Annotated in this window: 10 protein-coding genes and 2 pseudogenes; 3 read left to right on the top strand and 9 right to left on the bottom strand. The window is 59.5% G+C overall.

Annotation, left to right across the window (positions count from 1 at the left end):
- Nucleotides 1–73 precede the first annotated feature (73 nt).
- Nucleotides 74–1546 carry an MFS transporter gene (locus tag ACKAMS_RS28970; protein ID WP_408989930.1) on the bottom strand — a complete coding sequence of 491 codons (1473 nt, stop codon included), beginning with the start codon at nt 1544–1546 and terminating at the stop codon, nt 74–76.
- A gap of 968 nt (nt 1547–2514) precedes the next feature.
- Nucleotides 2515–4179, bottom strand: a complete 1665-nt coding sequence (locus ACKAMS_RS28965; RefSeq protein WP_408989929.1) for a hypothetical protein — start codon at nt 4177–4179, stop codon at nt 2515–2517.
- Nucleotides 4180–4361: 182 nt separating this feature from the next.
- Between ACKAMS_RS28965 and ACKAMS_RS28960 the strand changes: the two genes are divergently transcribed.
- On the top strand, nt 4362–4979 hold the full coding sequence (locus ACKAMS_RS28960; RefSeq protein ID WP_031331749.1) for a hypothetical protein: 618 nt from the start codon (nt 4362–4364) through the stop codon (nt 4977–4979).
- Nucleotides 4980–5207: 228 nt separating this feature from the next.
- Entirely contained in the window at nt 5208–5699 is a 492-nt protein-coding gene (locus ACKAMS_RS28955; protein ID WP_019747493.1) for an FBP domain-containing protein, read from the top strand.
- 150 nt (nt 5700–5849) lie between these two features.
- On the opposite strand, the gene ACKAMS_RS28950 is transcribed toward ACKAMS_RS28955, so the two are convergent.
- The 3 genes from ACKAMS_RS28950 to ACKAMS_RS28940 are packed head-to-tail and all read right to left on the bottom strand — an operon-like array spanning nt 5850 to nt 7881.
- Nucleotides 5850–6590 (bottom strand): ABC transporter permease, encoded by a 741-nt coding sequence (locus tag ACKAMS_RS28950; protein ID WP_211918053.1) that lies wholly within the window; start codon nt 6588–6590, stop codon nt 5850–5852.
- Complete coding sequence (locus tag ACKAMS_RS28945) at nt 6587–7522, bottom strand: ABC transporter ATP-binding protein (protein WP_408989928.1); 936 nt, start codon at nt 7520–7522, stop codon at nt 6587–6589. Before ACKAMS_RS28945 ends, ACKAMS_RS28950 begins: the two co-directional genes overlap by 4 nt.
- On the bottom strand, nt 7519–7881 hold the full coding sequence (locus ACKAMS_RS28940) for a GntR family transcriptional regulator (protein WP_019747490.1): 363 nt from the start codon (nt 7879–7881) through the stop codon (nt 7519–7521). Before ACKAMS_RS28940 ends, ACKAMS_RS28945 begins: the two co-directional genes overlap by 4 nt.
- Nucleotides 7882–10139: 2258 nt before the next feature.
- Between ACKAMS_RS28940 and ACKAMS_RS28935 the strand changes: the two are divergent.
- A pseudogene (locus ACKAMS_RS28935) lies at nt 10140–11392 on the top strand (IS3 family transposase).
- A 453-nt stretch (nt 11393–11845) separates the two neighbouring features.
- On the opposite strand, the gene ACKAMS_RS28930 reads toward ACKAMS_RS28935, so the two are convergent.
- The 4 genes and pseudogenes from ACKAMS_RS28930 to ACKAMS_RS28915 form a co-directional block, all read right to left on the bottom strand.
- Nucleotides 11846–12007: a hypothetical protein gene (locus tag ACKAMS_RS28930; RefSeq protein WP_338479763.1), complete on the bottom strand. Its 162-nt coding sequence runs from the start codon at nt 12005–12007 to the stop codon at nt 11846–11848.
- A gap of 374 nt (nt 12008–12381) precedes the next feature.
- Nucleotides 12382–12846, bottom strand: coding sequence for a hypothetical protein (locus tag ACKAMS_RS28925; protein WP_408989927.1), 465 nt, complete (start codon nt 12844–12846; stop codon nt 12382–12384).
- A gap of 534 nt (nt 12847–13380) precedes the next feature.
- Complete coding sequence (locus tag ACKAMS_RS28920; protein ID WP_408989944.1) at nt 13381–13920, bottom strand: hypothetical protein; 540 nt, start codon at nt 13918–13920, stop codon at nt 13381–13383.
- Between the two features lie 189 nt (nt 13921–14109).
- Nucleotides 14110–14202: pseudogene (locus tag ACKAMS_RS28915) on the bottom strand (DUF2510 domain-containing protein); the annotation flags it as partial.
- Between the last annotated feature and the right edge of the window lie 306 nt (nt 14203–14508).

The raw sequence follows: 14508 nt of genomic DNA, 5'->3' as shown, positions 1-14508 counted from the left end.
TCTAGCCTGGCGTAGTTGCGAGGTTCAGTGTGCTCCCTTGTTCGGAACTGCGGCCAAAGGCTCTCGTTCCGAATCATGATGATTCTCGGACCGGAAGATTGATCATTTGCTCCGGAGTCTCTGGCTGGTAGGCCTTTCCGCCCAGTTTGTTGAGGAATGGGGCGAGAACAAAGATCAGAACGGAAACACCGATACAGATGGCCCAGATCGTTATGAAAGCACTCTCGCTAGGTATTTGCGACCCGCTGATCAGCATGCTGGACATGATTGCAGCGAACGTGGCGCCGGCGACGGCCCCAGCCATCGTTCGAGAGGTGTTGTACAGAGCGCCGGCGATTGCGGAGTCTTCTGGACGTGCACGAGAAACGATGAGGGCGGGGAGGAGTGCCGCGATAAAACCGACACCGATACCACCAATAGCACCCATCGAAATGAAAACGGATAGATTGTGTCGAAATGTAATCAGCCCAACGAACCAGATGGCAATCAAAAGGGAAGACATCTGTAACGTGGTTCGATTTCCGAATCGTCGCGAAACGCTGTCGGCGAGGGACGACGAAATCATCAGGGCAATCGGCACCGGACTGATAGCAAACGCCACGCCCACTGAGTCGAGACCGAATCCGTACCCGACGGCTTCGGGTTTGGATGCGAAGAACAGTACTGAGACGGTGGCCGCTCCGTAAAATTGTAAGCCGAATAGTCCCGTCAATCCCATCAAAAATCCCACCCCGCCCTTGGTCAACAAGCTCACATCGACCAGTGGGGCGCTGATTCTCTGCTCGAGCGCGACGAAAGCGACAAGTAGCGCCAAGCCGCCACCAATCGCCATGAGCGTTGTTGCAGAAGTCCACCCCAGTTTGCTTCCGTTGCTGATCCCGACAAGGAAGATCGCGAGGCCGATGCCAAGCAGCGCTGCACCTGTCAAATCGATGGACCCAGCTGCACGGGTGGAGGTTTCGGGGACGAACAGCGCGATGGTGGCAAGGCTTACCAGTGCGAGTGCGGCGGGTATGAAGAGGACCAGAGTCAGGTCGGCGTTGGTGCCGAGCATTCCGACCAAAAGGGTTCCTGCCGCTCCTCCGGCGCCAAGGCACCCGACGAGAATTCCGATTGCGCGGCCTGAATTAGCTCCCGCTCGTTCTCGGAGAATTGCAAGTTCCAGCGGAAGTAGAGCTCCCAGGGATCCTTGAATTACCCTGCCCAACAGAAAGATTCCGAAGGACGGAGCTGCTGCTGTCAGGATCGTTCCGAGGGTTACGGAGCCAAGCACAATCAAAACCATGCGACGATGACCGTATCTGTCGCCCAGTTTGGCTAGCAATGGGACGAAAATTACGGTGGAGAGTAGGTATGACGCCAGGACCCAGTTGAGTTGTGCCGGGTTGACGTCGAGCCTCTGCCCGATTTTGGGAATGAGCGGTATATACCACGACTGCAACATTCCGCTGGTGACTTCCGAAAATGCGAGGAACCCAACCGCTGCTAGTCCTCCGGCCTGGAGAGGCGCAGTGGCAATACCCGACTGGACGTTCGGTGTGGTCAATGGAGCCCTCCGGCGATAAGCCCACTGCGGGTTCGGTTGTTGCGCATCAGTTCTCGGTTCCTTGTCTGCGGGAGATTTGGAGTCGACCGAATAAGAGACGACTATCGTCCGTTGAACAATATTGAGTGTGTTGCTGATGTGTCAAGGCTCACAAAATTACTACTGGGTGGTAGCTAGACCGGGCGCTCGGACTCCGGTGCTCGGCAGGTGCGGCCGTGCGTGCGGACCTGCGCTCAGTGGCGTGTGGTCCGACGTCCGGACTTCACTTGTCGGCACAGTCAGCCTGCAGGGCTTGCTATTTCAGCGATGGTTCGCTCGACGGTGTGGGCGATTTCGCCGGCTGGGGGGAGATGCTCGGCATCTGTCTGGATTCCGATCCAGAAGTTGTCGTTGCAACACGCCGCCGTGAAGCCGACGCGGGGATTGCCCGCCAACGGGCCAAGCGGCCAGCGCTAGACGAGCGCGGCCTCGAGCGTGAGCGGAAAGGTTGTTCCTGCCGCACGTGGAGACGGCTTGCGACCGAAGTTTGCTTCGCGACGATTGCGACGGCACGTTCGAGGTCTGTTTCTTGAAATGGGAGGTCGATGATCATGAATCCGACGGCGTTGCGTGCGTCACCGATCGCTGTGACGGAGACGGGGACCGGAACGGCGATCGTTTTCAGAATGGACTCGCCACGATCTTCGAGGATGAATCGCAGTCGGGTGCCCGCTGCAACGAGGTAGGCATCGTTCAATGTGCCTCCCGCACTTTGCCAACCGGCACGACCGGAGCGGTCTGGGCGTTGACGGACGCGATGGATCTAGTGGTGCCGATTGTGCCTAGCAGTGGCCGTGATCGGATCGGCCGGTGTAGGAACGTCCTGATTCGAAATCGGAGGAGGTTCGAGAAACTGGCCTTTTGCGGGATGTGGTGTCGACCCTCTGCTGAGCTTATCGAGGCGACACGGTGGACGACGCTGGTTTCGGCTAGCGGATCACCAAGTCGTGGTCGGTGGCGCTGAGCGTGATCGCGGCAATGTGGTTTCCGCGCATCCAGTCCTGCACGTACGCGTCCAGAGCGGGGTTCGATGCCCGATCCGCGTACGCGTCCGACGGGATCTCGATTGCCCCGACGAGGTGGCGCGGATCGGCATCGAGGCCGGATGCGCGGGGAGTCATCCGTAGTCCGTCGGCGGTGTGCAGGACGACCGGAAGAACCGTGCCATCCGGTGCAGTCACGGTCGCGATCCGGGTGGTGGCGACCGGATCGAAATGGTCCACGTCCAGTCGGTATCCGGACGGTTGTGCGTGCTGGCCGATCGCGTCGAGCATGCGCGGATCCACCACAGAGTACGGAAACCCGATGTCGATCAGAGTCTGACCGTCGATGGCGCCGTCGCGGGCGGGCAAGGTCGTGGACAAGTGCCAGGGGGCAGCGGGGGACAGGGTATCCGTCGACCGGTCTGTCGGCGCGTTTTCGATCAGTGTGCCGAGGAGGGACGCGCCGGTCGGCGTGAACTCCCAAGCATCCCCGACGAGATCCTTGTGCCAGAAACCGGATTCGGCGCCGCGGCGGCCCTCGACACGCAACTCCCGCCGGTTCGGGCCGGGGCCGAGTGAGTGCACACTGATCGCGGATGTGACTTCACCGGGAATCTTGGGCTGGTGCACCCAGTCCGGTGCCGGAAGTTGGATCGCTGCGGTGCTGCGGTCCAGCGTTTCGGCCACGAGGTTGGGTGCCGACGGCTTGTCCGACTGATCTTCCCAGCTGTAGCGGAAGAAGATCGAGTCCGATCCCGAAGAATCGAAATCAAATGTGCGGGTGTACATGTCGCCGTACTTGTTCATCACGAAAGTGGTTGATCCGGCCGCCGACAGCGAGTCCGCCTGGAATCGCCCGCCGAGGGGGCCGCCGATCTCGTAGCTTTCGTCGTTGGGCAGCCACGGGTCTGCGTAGGTTATTCGGCTGCCGTCCGCGGTCAGCGTGGGGATCATCGTCATCTTGGCGAGTCCGACGAAGTGAATCCGTCCCGCGATGTCGGTGAAAGTTTGATTGTCCCAAGGCGACGAGACGCTCAGCGCCCACCCGTTCGGCCGGTCTCCCGGAAGTTGTCGGCCTGGACCACTCCACAGGGGCGCACCCCACGCGGAAGTCCAGTTCCACACGAGCGGGTCCTGGGAGGCGTTGTCCATCGTGTAAATCCAGCCGTTGTCGTCGACTACGACGAGTTCGTCGTCGTCCAGTGATATCCCGACCAGTCGTCCACGTAGGCATTCGGGCATCGGCACGAAACGCCATGGCTCGGTCGTTGGTTCGCCGGGTGCCCGCGGACGAGCGAGTAAGTCGTGGTCGACCAGTGCAAAGTCCCAGAATCGATTGAATTGAGTTGTTGGCGTCCGAATCTCGATGGAAGAGGGGGTCGCCGTGCCGTTGAACAACGGAAGGTTTTCCAACCCGACTCGTCCGCCTCCCGAGGGTGCGCCGGGTGGCAGTTGGGCGGTTCCGAATGGTACGCAACTGGCCGGCCCGGTTTCGGTGGGCGTGGCTGCGGAGAGGGGAGTGGACCACAGCAGGCCGGCGGCGAAGAGGATGCCGACGGTCGACAGTCGCGATCGGTACGGGTGCGAAACTCCACTCGCGGTCTCGTTCACCGTCCGATTGTCGCATGATCGGCACGTTGAATCTGCGGATTGTGAGGTTTGTCCATCTGTGTCGGTTGCGCCGAGAGTGCCGATCGCTGCGTTGGTTGTTGTGAGTGGAACGAGAGTGCTTGTACTGCAAAGGTATTCGCCGTGTAGCTGAGTTTGCCATGACCTGCAGATACGGAGGGGTGATGAGAAGGCCGAAGTCGCTGGGTGAATGGTTGGTAGCTGACCCTCCGGAGTCGTCCAAGCCACCGGGGCCGATTCTTTTGGCATTCACCGTTGTTCCGCTTATTGCGTTGGTCTGCCGGCATTACGGGTGGTGGCCTTCGCCATTCGGTGACTTCAGGTGGTTCGATCCTCTCCTCGTCAGCGCTGCGGCTCTGCTCACCTTGATCGTTGTTGGTCTGGTGTGGGCGGTTCGTACGCTCTACGTTCTCGGCCAGGACCGACGGTGGTCGTGGTGGATCCTGCCCTCTCCGGTTGCCGTTATCGCCGCGGTCGCTGCGGTGTTGTTGATGCCGCCGGCAACTTTCCTCGACAAGAGCGGAGAGTTCGAGACCGTCGCGATTGCTCTCCTGGAGCAGCCTGGATCGACCGTGGAAGAGCTCGAGATCGGCCAGTTCGAGATCAGCAGTGCCCATGTCGTACGTCCCGATGAGGTCTACTTCATCGACAACGACAGCATGTTCACCACCACGAGTGGATGGGTGTACTCGCCCAGCGGCGCACCAACGGGGTTCGACGATTTCTCCGCAAAGCACCTCGGCGGACCTTGGTACGAGTTCACGGCGGTCTGGCGTGACTGATTCACCGCGCCATTTCACGCATGAAGTGCGTCGATAAATCGAGTGGCCCGTGTCGAGGACCTGTGGCTACCATCGGGGTGTGGACATCGTGATGCCCCATGGGCGTGAGGGGGTTGTCGGCGTCGTCTTCGCCGGCAGCAGATAGCGCATTTCGGACCCGACAGCACTAGGTGCTGGTCGGGCCATGAGCTGTACCCACCTTCACCGATCCACGATTGGCATACACCCATGATCATTTTGACCGATACATCTACCCGTTCCAGCCTCGTCAACGCGAGCCGTAAGGAGAAGACTGATCTCACGTTGCCGGATGGCTTCGACACCATCGACTTCGACGCTCTCGACTATCTGGGCTGGCGAGATCCCAAAATGGGCCGACGCGCCTACGCGATCGTCCCGACACTCGACGGGGAGATCATCGGAGTCTTGCTCGTTCAAGCGCAAGCCACTCCGCGGTCGCGTGCCCAGTGTTCCTGGTGCCGTGACACGCGCCTTCCCAACGAGGTCGTCTTCTACGGCGCCAAGTTGGCCGGGCCCGCTGGTCGACGTGGCAGCACAGTCGGAACACTGATCTGCCGAGACTTCCAGTGCTCGGCCAATGTTCGTAACGACCCCCCGCTCCCGTATGCCGGCTACGATGCCGCCGCTGCGCGCCAGGACCGGAAAGATGAACTGGTGCTGCGTGCTTCGAGTTTTGTCGAGCGAGTGGCTCGGCAGTAGCGAGGGCCATCCAATCGGGAGCGAGTCGCGTACTGTTGCGAAGTTCGACCCCCTTCCTGCCATAGGGAGGGGGTCGAACTGCCTGGACGGTGTCGATCCGAGGGGCACTCGGAGACGGTGCGACATCTGGCGTCGCACATGATTACTCGGTCAGGGCGTTGCTCGACGTAAAGTGACCCAGGCTCCGGCTATGCAGGCGATGGCCAGGGCCAATGGAAGTAGTGCCATCGGCACCACTCGGGAAGTATCGGCAAACCACGAACCGATCGCCGGCCACCAGTTGGCCCAGGTGATTACGATCGCTGACAGGCCGAGCACACCGAAGAGACCGGTGAGAGAGGCGAGCAGGCCGGTGGTCCTCCATCGCTGGTAGATCGCACCTGTCAGCATTGCGATCGAACTGGTCAGCAGCAGCGTCGCGAACAGCGCGAGCAACTGAACGGCTGCGCTGTCGGTGAAATAGCGTGCGATGCCGAACATCCGCATGTGCACACCCCAGCCGTTGGTGGCGGACTCCACCACTGACAGCAGTTGTAGCGCGATTGCGAAGATTGCGGACTGTGCCAGCGCCATTATCGTGGTGGCAGTGAAGAACTCGCGGCGAGTCACGCTCAGCCCGAGCGCGAACGGGAACGTCTGGGTCATCGACTGGAGGTAGAACGCCAGCACGAAACCGTAAACGGAGAACACACTGCCGGTGAATCCCTCACCCTCATCGTTCCGGACGATCGCGTAGATGGTGAAGCTGATGAGGAAAGAGATCAAAAGGATGCCCACCGGCCAGGCGATCAGCAACGGCCACGCGACCGTGTGCAGTTGGAGGACGGAACCGATCCTGGACCGGGTGGGCGCCTTCGGGACCGTCCGTGGCGCTGTCGTTGCGATGCTCATGCGGTGATCTCCTTACGCTGCGTCGAAGTCGCGATGACAAGTTCCTGCAAAGATGCCGGTTCCACTTGGACTCCGGCCTCCCGCAGTCGGATTCGCTCGGTCTCTGTCACATCGGCCTGCAACATGATTCGGCTGTGGGAGCCTAGTGTCTCCCGGCGCAGGACCCTGCCGGACGCGGCAACAGCATCTACCGCATCAAGGGGGCCGGATACAACTACGGCGCGACCTCGCAGTGCGTCCGCGTCCTCGTCGACGACAATCCGGCCGCTGTCTACGACGATCACGTGCTCGAGCAGATTGGCTACCTCGTCGATAAGGTGAGTCGAAAGCACTACAGTGCGAGGATGTTCGGCGTAGTCGGCAAGCAGTCGATCGTAGAATAGTTGGCGTGCAACGGCATCGAGGCCGAGATACGGCTCGTCGAATAGCGTGAGCGGTGCACGGGAGGCAAGTCCGATAATCACTCCCAACGCTGACCGCATGCCGCGCGAGAGCTTCTTCACCTTGCGGCACAGGGGAAGTTGGAAATCGTCAAGCAGTGTCTCGGCGAACGCGTGGTCCCAATTCGGGAGCAAATGACCGGCGGCGACGAGTACATGCTTGACCTTGAGGTCTTCGGGGTACGTCTGGCTTTCCTTGACGAAGCACACGTTCGCCAGGACGTCGGCATTTTCGAAAGGGGCAGCGCCGACTACCTCGACGTCGCCGCTGGTGTGCAGGTCCTGTCCGGTCAGTATCTGCATGATCGTGGTCTTGCCTGCGCCGTTACGGCCGAGCAGGCCGTAGATCTTGTTCTGGCCGATCTCGAACGAGACGTCCGAGAGCGCATCGACGTCCCCGTAGCTTCTGTTCACTGCTCGCATCGAGGCGACGAGTTCAGTCTCGTCGAAACGCCTGACGTGCGACTTGGTCGTTGTCGTGCTTGAGTTCATCGGTCCGCCTTCCTGTCGTCCAGCATGGATTTGAGTTCGTCGAGGGAAATCTGAAGGCGGTCGGCCTCCATGACCAGCGGCTCGATGTATTGGCGCGCGAACGCTTCTCGTCGTCTGAACCTGAGTGCGTCGCGGGCGCCGACGGTGACGAACATTCCGATTCCCCGTTTCTTGTAGAGGAGCCCCTCGCCTACGAGTTGATTGAGGCCCTTGGCTGCCGTCGCCGGATTGATTCGGTGGAACGCCGCCAGTTCGTTGGTTGAGGGCACCTGCCCGTCTTCCGGCAGTGAGCCGTCGATGATCGAGCCTTCGATCTGCTCGGCGATCTGCTGGAACAGTGGTCGTCCGTCGTCGATCACGATGATCGGCGCCCGGTGTTCACTGGTTCATTACTCATGTAATGAACCATAGAACGTCGTGGGGCATGTTGGCAATGAGATCGCGGAATCTGGCACCGATGACTTGGGTCTCCGAGCGCTACCCATCGGGAAATTCATCGCAGAGGCTGATGGAACAGCTTGGATGCAGACCAGCTACGACTTCCAGATCCCGGGGCGTTGCGCACAGGCATTGAGCTTCTGCGGAACCGTGGAACCGCCGATCTAGGTGGTCGACCACGGGACGGGGTACCTTGGGGTGGCCGGTAGTTATTGCCTCAATGAATTCGGCCACCTCATCGAAGACGGCAACTATGTCGCGGGGGTCATTCTGCATGGACGTTGTCGATGGAGAGTTCACGTACGCGTTGACCGAAACACCCGTCAGCATCGGCAATTCGCCACCCAACGTGAACAGGCGAAACCCGCGGCCTCGGCTTCGGGGCGTAACCCGGAGTCGTAGAACAGAAGCCGGACCGCACGCCGCGGTCGGGCTGTTCTTCGTCAACCCAAAGACGGAATCGCATCCACCGCAAGTAGGGACTTAGCGCCTCGTTTTGGTGTTTCTGTACTGATTCACGATCCCGATACGTACGCTTCCGACCAGGGAATCGGACACTCGACCAACAGGGGTATCTATGCCGAATGTGACAGTGAAGTTCGGGGGTTCAGACCCGGAAACAGCAGACCTCGCACGCCGGGCACTGCAACCAGTACTCGACAGCATCTACCGCACATACCGCAGGAAACCGCTCCCATTCGTCGAAGCCGCACTGAAACGCGCAGGCCGAGGGAGCTTCTCACAAGCAGGAATTGAACGATTCGCCAATTACATTTCAAGAGGCGACCGACCGATCCTCACCAAATAGTGCGGCCGCCCGTAATCAGGCCGAAGACCGAAGCGTTTCCACCGGCTACCTGGTCGACGACTAAATTTATCGGTGCCAACTAGGTACAGGTCCATCGTGGTCAACATCGGAGACAGCTCCCGCTCGCGTCCGAGATCGGTAGCTGCCTCAACGTGGCAAGGGCACTCGCGCCAGCAGACGTATTCGATCACCTGGAGCTGAGAATGCTGTTTGAGCAGATGCACATTATATCGACCTCTGTGTGAATTCTGCTCACGGTGCATACTCGCGTGATCAAACCGGCGTCGCTGTGACATTTGGTTGCTGATCCTATTCGGGGCGGCCTCCACCGACTATTTGGGACCTGTCAAACACAATCTCCCCTTCCTGGACAGTTAGGGGAGATTGTGTTTGTGACCACCGCACGATCCACGCATCTGCTGATATGCAAGTTTCAGGCAGAGCTGAAACTGTCATCCACATGCGGTCGGCCGATCTTTTCTACAAGTCGGGTGCGGTTAGTGGCCCTGCGCCTTCTACTGAGAAGGGGATCGTGGAACCGTTCGCCATCGCCACGATCACGTTGACGATAGCAAAGAGGACGTTATTCATTTCAAATTCACCTCCTCTCTCCGTCTAGGGCCCGGCAGCATTCGCTACTGCATACAGGGCAGAGGTCCTGCTATCGAAATTGGGACCTGCAATGTAAGCGGGCGAGCCTGGACCGAATGAGGTGACTGTCCTGATATATCCGAGGCCATTCGAGGAGTTGTAGTCCACCAACCAAGGTCCACCAGAATCGCCTCCGCCAAAGTTGCCCGGTTTGGGAGTTGCGTGAGAAGCCGTAGCTCCGAACGTCATAACCAAGGAAGACGCTGCAGTGCTTGCGAGGAATAAGGTTTCGACTCTGGGCACCTACGGCCTTCTATCGAATTGGGGCCAACCTGCCGGTTTTTAAGATCTTCGGGAGGTAGCGCGGCGCTAATGTGACAGTCCTCCAAACTGGGGTATTTCTTCGAGCTTTATCCGGCTCTTTCGGATCCGGAGTGTATGAGTCGAACCACGGATGATCCGAGCAGGCACAAGATGTAGGTCGGTGAGGGTTTTTAATGTGCAGGCCGATGGTCGTGCATTGGGACTTACGGTTAGGGCTGTCCGATACTGAGGAAGAATACGTACTTGATGCTTTTCGAAGGTGATTTTTGACGGACTTGGGTATTTTCACAGTTGTGATTGTGAGAAGACCTGCATTCTTGCGTGAGTTGTGGTTCCCGGCGTCCGGGTGCGCTACGGCAGATCGGTTCTAAAAACTTCAACTGATAAGCGCGCGGAGCCCGAGCAGTGAATCGGACCGGAGTTTCCGGTACTTCATTCTTTGGGAAAGATGGAGTGATGTCGTCAGCAACGAACAAGAGGTACCCGCCCGAGTTGCGTGAGCGTGCGGTGCGGATGGTCGCCGAGGTCCAGCACGAATATCCGTTGGAATGGGCCGCGGTCGAATCCGTGGCCGACAAACTCGGTATCGGAACAGCGCAAACATTGCTCAACTGGATTCGGAGAGCGCAAACTGATGCCGGCGAGCGGCCTGGTGTGACGAGCGAAATGGCTGCGGAGATGCGCAAGCTTCGCGCTGAGAATCGGGAACTCAAGCGTGCCAACGAGATTCTGAAGTCGGCATCGGTTTTCTTCGCAGCGGAGCAGGGCCGCAACAACAAGTGATCATCGACTACATCAACCGAAACAAGAGTGAGTACGGCGTCGAGCCGATGTGCAGGGCGCTCAGCGAGCACGGCTGTTCAATTGCGCCGTCCACCTACTGCGAGGCCCGCAACCGTTCCGCTTCGCGGCGGGCCGTGCGCGACGAAGAGCTGAAGATCGAGGTCAGCCGTGTGCATGCCCAGAATTATTCGGTCTACGGCGCCCGCAAGGTGTGGCTGGAAATGCGTCGAGAGAGCATCGACGTGGCCCGGTGCACGGTCGAACGGTTGATGGGTGTTCTCGGGCTCGAAGGCGCCCGTCGAGGCAAGCCCAAACGCACCACCATCGCCGATCCACAAGGTCGTCGCGCGGAGGATCTGGTGCAGCGAAAGTTCAACCCGGTTGCGCCAAATATGTTGTGGGTAGCCGACTTTACCTACGTTTCGACGTGGTCGGGCTGGGTGTACGTCGCATTCGTGATCGATGCGTATTCACGCCGAATCCTCGGGTGGCGAACCGCGACGACGATGCCGACACCGCTGGTGCTCGATGCGATCGAGCACGCAATCTGGACCCGCCGCCGAGAAGGGATTACCGACCTGTCCGGGCTCATTCATCTTTGGCGATCGCGGGTCGCAAAACACGTCAATTGTGTTCACCGACAGTCTCATTGAGGTCGGAATCGATGCCTCGATCGGGGCGACCGGGTCGAGCTACGACAATGCTCTCGCCGAACGATCAATGGTCTCTATAAGACCGAGTTGATCAAACCGCGCGGGCCGTGGCGAACGGTCGAACATGTGGAAATCGCCACGTTGGAGTGGGTGGACTGGTTCAACCACCGACGTCTCTACGAGCACTGCGGCGATGTGCCGCCGGTCGAACTCGAGGCGTTTTACTACTGTGAACACAGAACTACGCGAATTGCGGAGTTCTCAAATCAGTAAATCTCCGGACTCGCCGGTGCGATTCATTGAAACCTTGTGACAATACTTTGGGTACAGGTAGGCATGCGTGTGCCTGGATAGCGCATACTGAAAGGTGTCCGTTGTGCCTATTTTCAGCTCGTCGACCGTTTCTGGCGAGCCCAGAGCGATCGAGCATCTATGGGGTGCCGGCCCGCAGTGTCGACAGCCACCAGGACTGGCGCATACTTCGTCCTCCCAGTACTGAAAATGATCGACTGAGCTGGTCAGCGGTTCGGTGCCAGAGCGTAAGTGCTTGACAGAATCGCCTGTTCGACCGTTCGTCACGGCCCGTGAGGTTTGATAAACTCGGTCTTGTAGAGCCCGTTGATCGTTCGGCGAGCGCGTTGTCGTAGCTCGACCCACGGATGGACGCGGCCGTTCACCCTCAGGCCCGGTCCTGGCCTTGGCTCGCAGCGAGTAGGAGAGGGTAGGTCAGTTGGCGAGTCGCCGCGTATGCGCCTGTCGTAGATCGGTATTGGCGCGCCGGGTCTCGGCGAGTTTCTCTTCTTCGACGTCGATGATGCGGCAGGCAGCACCGAGGGGTGCGCGGGCGGCGATACGTAATCGACGGGCACCACTATCTGCGGTGCCCACCTTCTGAACGGTGCGGGGTGATCAGGTTCGTGCCGGCGAGGCTGCGCCGGAAGGCATCCCGAGATGGTTTCTCGTGTCGACCGATGGGAATATTCGGCCTGGTATCAGGCACGCCGACGGCCGAGCAGACGATCGCTGCTGGCGAGTTCTGGGACAAAAGGCTCGACCCCACTGCGGTTTTCGGCCCACGACGGGGCTTGGTACAGCGTGCTACGAGCAGCGTAGATAGAAGCCGTCTCTGTGTGCGTTGACCGCCCCTCGTGATTAGACCATCCTTCACGTCGTTCACTGACGTCTCGACAACGGCGACTGCGCCGCCGTGACTTACGTGACTCGGCACCATGTGACGGAGGGTGGGGGCCGTTTGTTGTTTCTCAGCTGCGACCGGAGAAGTTCGTGCGACGGGCTATTGCGCCGACGCCGAGAAGTATGACGCCGACGCCGATCAACAGGATGACCGTGTTCTCTCGATTGCTGATTGTCTGAGCGCAGTCGCCCGCGATGATTCGGGGCATGTCGGGGAGCGTGATTCCGTTGGAGCGGGCGGGCAGCATCTCTCTGGACTTCCACGCGGTTGCCCACTCGACGGCTTCACTGTCGTCGGGTGACCACATGGTGCCGCACGAGAAGGAGAGATCAGTCGGGTTTGATCGCCCGCTGGCTTCGATGTTGATCGTGGTACTCATCGTCGACAGGGCGATACCCCACACGATCGACAGGACACCCAATCCCAGGAGCAGCTTGACCCACGGAGAGGTGGCTCGCTTCGGCTGCTGCTGTCCCGCCTGCTGTACCGGCTGCTGAGCGGTCGTGGAGTCTGGGTCGACGGGACGTGTCATAAGTGATCTCCTGTGCGCGTGCGTGAGGCTGTCCCGAGATCGTTACCCAAGGCATCGAACGAACGCAAATACGGACAAAGTGACCACCGGTTTAGGGTGCGGTGCAGGCGTCAGCAGAAGGCGGCTGTGCTGTAGCTACAGCGTCGACACGAAACGTCTGCTGTACTTGCTGCTGTACTTGGGTCTCCGTGGGCGGTAACGTTGTTGGTGCTGAGGAGAGCTACGGTGCAGGTGGGATGCCGTTTCGGGCAGTGGAGCCGATGACGGGAATCGAACCCGCGTATTCAGCTTGGGAATGTGACTGAATGGCGTTGCCCCAGGTTGGTGGGCTTGCACTGCGGGGTGTTTCGAGGGGGTTCAGGCTGCTCGTTGCATCTGTGTGTACCTGTGTGTGTACCTGTCGGTGTTCAGATGCGGTTGTCGGTCTGGCATGCATTGGCGTCATTCAAACAGGTCAGCGACAGCCGGAAGATCTGGCCGCTACGGGTAGCGTCGTTCCCGGTTATTTATGAAACCACCGCCCCGCGCGTCGATCTAGCGAATCACGCGCACTGCGTGTGCAACGAGGAATGGCTTGCGCAGCGCTGAGTCGAATACTTTCGCTCCAGTGAGGAATGGGCGGCGGACCTCCACATAGATCGCAAGGTTGCTGCCAGGTTCGACGTCTCCAAGATCAGGTCTCAAGCCGATGATGGGTACGTCGACGGAGTTCAGACTCCAGCTGACTATTGGACCGAGGTCATGCCAGCTGACGGTGGCGTCGAAGTAGGTGCCACCGGTGGCGGTTTCGTATCCTGATGGAAGTCCGTCGACTTTGCCATAGAGAACAACACGGGAGCCCACATAAGGGTACGGATACTCTACGAGGTTCCCTGACGGATGCATTATCTTCTTGAATTCGGATTCGTCCAGGGTTCTGTAGCTGTTCAGGTCGCCGAAGGACGTATCTCCGACTGTGGGAAGAGCTGACGCGAGACTTTGTGGGTCTGTGGGCCCTTCGACGGTCTTGGTTGCTTCGGTAGTTGAGCTGCCGCTGGAATTGTTCGCCAGAATTGAGCCGAAGAGTCCGACCACAAAGATCAGTCCGGCAATCCAAAGGACGGTGAACTGCTTCTTTTTCGGCGCCGTAGCGGTCTTCGACGTACTGAGGCTACAAGCCTGTGCGGAGCTGTAAGGGGGAGCTTGCCAGTGACCGGAATTTGTTGGACCCGGAGATGCGAACTGTGTCGCCTCTGAGGCCGTGGTGCCAGTTGGGCGATTCGAGGCTGGTGCCCACCGATCGGACCACTGAATACCATCCCACCAGCGGAGAGACGGCGAATCCGGGTCGGGGTACCAACCGGGTGGTTGCGGCATCGGTCCTGCACCGGGTGGAGTCATGTGTTAATCCTCAGTCCTGAGGGCGAAGGCTTTGCCAGAATCTAGCACCATTCGCGAACCCGTTATGGACTGCTGTGCGCCGCGAATGGCTCTGGTGCGTTTCTGTTATCGGAATGCAGGTTGTTTCGAAGCGACACAAGCGGGGCGGCGACCGCCCTCGTCCCTCTGCTCATGCTGCACACTCGTGTGATACAAGCCGGCGTCGCTGCGGCATTCGGTTGCTGATCCTGGCATGACCCCCATCAAGTGACCCGCAAGCTATGAGAATCCTTCCGCCCTGAT

It is taken from the genome of Rhodococcus sp. 5A-K4, from assembly GCF_046097995.1.
GTDB lineage: Bacteria > Actinomycetota > Actinomycetes > Mycobacteriales > Mycobacteriaceae > Rhodococcus_F > Rhodococcus_F erythropolis.
Note: the sequence above shows the minus strand (reverse complement) of the source record. Positions and strands in the feature narration are given on the sequence as shown.

Coding starts and splice junctions, on each gene's coding strand:
- ACKAMS_RS28960 (WP_031331749.1), top strand. CDS start 4,362: ATGAGAAGGCCGAAGTCGCTGGGTGAATGGTTGGTAGCTGACCCTCCG.
- ACKAMS_RS28955 (WP_019747493.1), top strand. CDS start 5,208: ATGATCATTTTGACCGATACATCTACCCGTTCCAGCCTCGTCAACGCG.
- ACKAMS_RS28950 (WP_211918053.1), bottom strand. CDS start 6,590: ATGAGCATCGCAACGACAGCGCCACGGACGGTCCCGAAGGCGCCCACC.
- ACKAMS_RS28945 (WP_408989928.1), bottom strand. CDS start 7,522: ATGAACTCAAGCACGACAACGACCAAGTCGCACGTCAGGCGTTTCGAC.
- ACKAMS_RS28925 (WP_408989927.1), bottom strand. CDS start 12,846: ATGACACGTCCCGTCGACCCAGACTCCACGACCGCTCAGCAGCCGGTA.